The organism is Glutamicibacter sp. MCAF14, assembly GCF_052114325.1.
Lineage (GTDB): Bacteria > Actinomycetota > Actinomycetes > Actinomycetales > Micrococcaceae > Glutamicibacter > Glutamicibacter arilaitensis.
In genome coordinates this window covers 1-1,334 of record NZ_JBFREO010000022.1, presented here as the reverse complement: position 1 = coordinate 1,334, position 1,334 = coordinate 1, and the positions used below count along the sequence as shown (strand labels likewise).

Sequence of the window (1,334 nt, the reverse complement as noted above, 5' to 3'; positions counted from 1 at the left end):
TGCATGGGTTTCCCTTGTTCCGATACATGCCAAAATGCACGCCTGAAAGTTCTGTCAGGGGTGGGCGCTAGCCCATCGCGTAGCGACGCGCAGCGCCCTTGACTGGGCTTTCAGACGTGCAACAATCGGGCATCGGGGCAAGGAAAACCCCGCTTAGAGAATGTCGATCTTATCCGGACGGAATCCTGACCAGTGACCTTGATCGGTGACCACGACAGGAGCTTGCACATATCCCAACGATCGGACATATTCGAGCGCTTCTGCGTCCTGGCTGATGTCGATCGATTCGTACTTGATGCCCTTTTTGTCTAGCCCCCTATAGGTGGCGTTGCACTGGACGCAAGAAGGCTTGCTGTAGACGGTGACAGTCGATTTCATGGCTTTCTTCCTAGTGCTAGGCCTGGGCTTCCAGGGCGGTGATTTCTTGGGGACTGAGCTTGTAGGCAAAACTGCATTGTCCGAATGCTGTCGCTGCTGCGCTGGCTTCTACCTCCGTGTCATAGAATCCGAGAATTTCCGTGACTGGGCAGTTCAGCACGACATAAGGGGCAACGGTAGTCATTGGTGATCTGCTTTCAGGGGCGTGGTGCCCCGCCTTTCGGCGGGGCGGTTGGCTAGTCGTTGGGTAGTCCGCGATATTTTTCGGGTAGCTTCTCGAACTGCTCGGGGACTCCTTCAGGGCCGTCGCTCTGTCCGGTCTTCCAGAAGAAGTGCGCGTCGCGGTCTATGGCTTCCTTGCACGCTTCCAAGTTGTCGAAATACTTGGTGGTGGTGTCGCCTTCAACGTAGAGGCCGTATCCGAAGTGGCGCTGTCCGCTGACATCCTGGGCTTGTCGGGCGAAACCGATGATGTAGGGCCATGCGCCGAAGTCGTAGCCTTCACCTCCCCACTGCGAGATGACCGTCCAGCCTGCTTTCTCGGCGGTTTCGATGTAGTCGTAGCCGTCTCCTGCGCAGTCATCGAGTGGCAACTGCGGGCCGGCGAATTCGATGCTAGTCATTGTGACTGCCTTTCCTTGGTTCTCAACTGAGGCCCGAGCTGGTCTTTCCAGCGTGGGTTCCTATCCCCTGTTGATACTTCAATTCTAGCAGTTTGCTATCTTGCTAGCAAGCTAGTTTGCTGTTTCTATTGAAAGATTTTTGCTATCTTTCAAGCTTCCTAGAAAACTTGCTTAGCAGGTCAAAACAACTTTTACGCCTGATTGCATGGGTTTCCCTTGTTCCGATACATGCCAAAATGCACGCCTGAAAGTTCTGTCAGGGGTGGGCGCTAGCCCATCGCGTAGCGACGCGCAGCGCCCTTGACTGGGCTTTCAGACGTGCAACAATCGGGC

General features: G+C 55.0%; 3 protein-coding genes. All 3 read right to left on the bottom strand.

What is annotated here, in order from left to right; all coding sequences use genetic code 11:
* Positions 1 to 153: 153 nt before the first annotated feature.
* The 3 genes from nrdH to AB4Y71_RS17965 are packed head-to-tail and all read right to left on the bottom strand — an operon-like array spanning position 154 to position 1,001.
* Positions 154 to 378 carry a glutaredoxin-like protein NrdH gene (nrdH, locus tag AB4Y71_RS17975; RefSeq protein WP_441722757.1) on the bottom strand — a complete coding sequence of 75 codons (225 nt, stop codon included), beginning with the start codon at positions 376 to 378 and terminating at the stop codon, positions 154 to 156.
* A 16-nt stretch (positions 379 to 394) separates the two neighbouring features.
* A complete protein-coding gene (locus AB4Y71_RS17970) occupies positions 395 to 562 on the bottom strand; it encodes a hypothetical protein (RefSeq protein WP_180993171.1) in 168 nt (55 codons plus the stop codon).
* A 52-nt stretch (positions 563 to 614) separates the two neighbouring features.
* On the bottom strand, positions 615 to 1,001 hold the full coding sequence (locus AB4Y71_RS17965) for a hypothetical protein (protein WP_102599349.1): 387 nt from the start codon (positions 999 to 1,001) through the stop codon (positions 615 to 617).
* Between the last annotated feature and the right edge of the window lie 333 nt (positions 1,002 to 1,334).

What these genes read in the sequence shown, in the direction of transcription:
- nrdH (WP_441722757.1), bottom strand. Translation starts at nt 378, where the DNA reads ATGAAATCGACTGTCACCGTCTACAGCAAGCCTTCTTGCGTCCAGTGC.
- AB4Y71_RS17970 (WP_180993171.1), bottom strand. Translation starts at nt 562, where the DNA reads ATGACTACCGTTGCCCCTTATGTCGTGCTGAACTGCCCAGTCACGGAA.
- AB4Y71_RS17965 (WP_102599349.1), bottom strand. Translation starts at nt 1,001, where the DNA reads ATGACTAGCATCGAATTCGCCGGCCCGCAGTTGCCACTCGATGACTGC.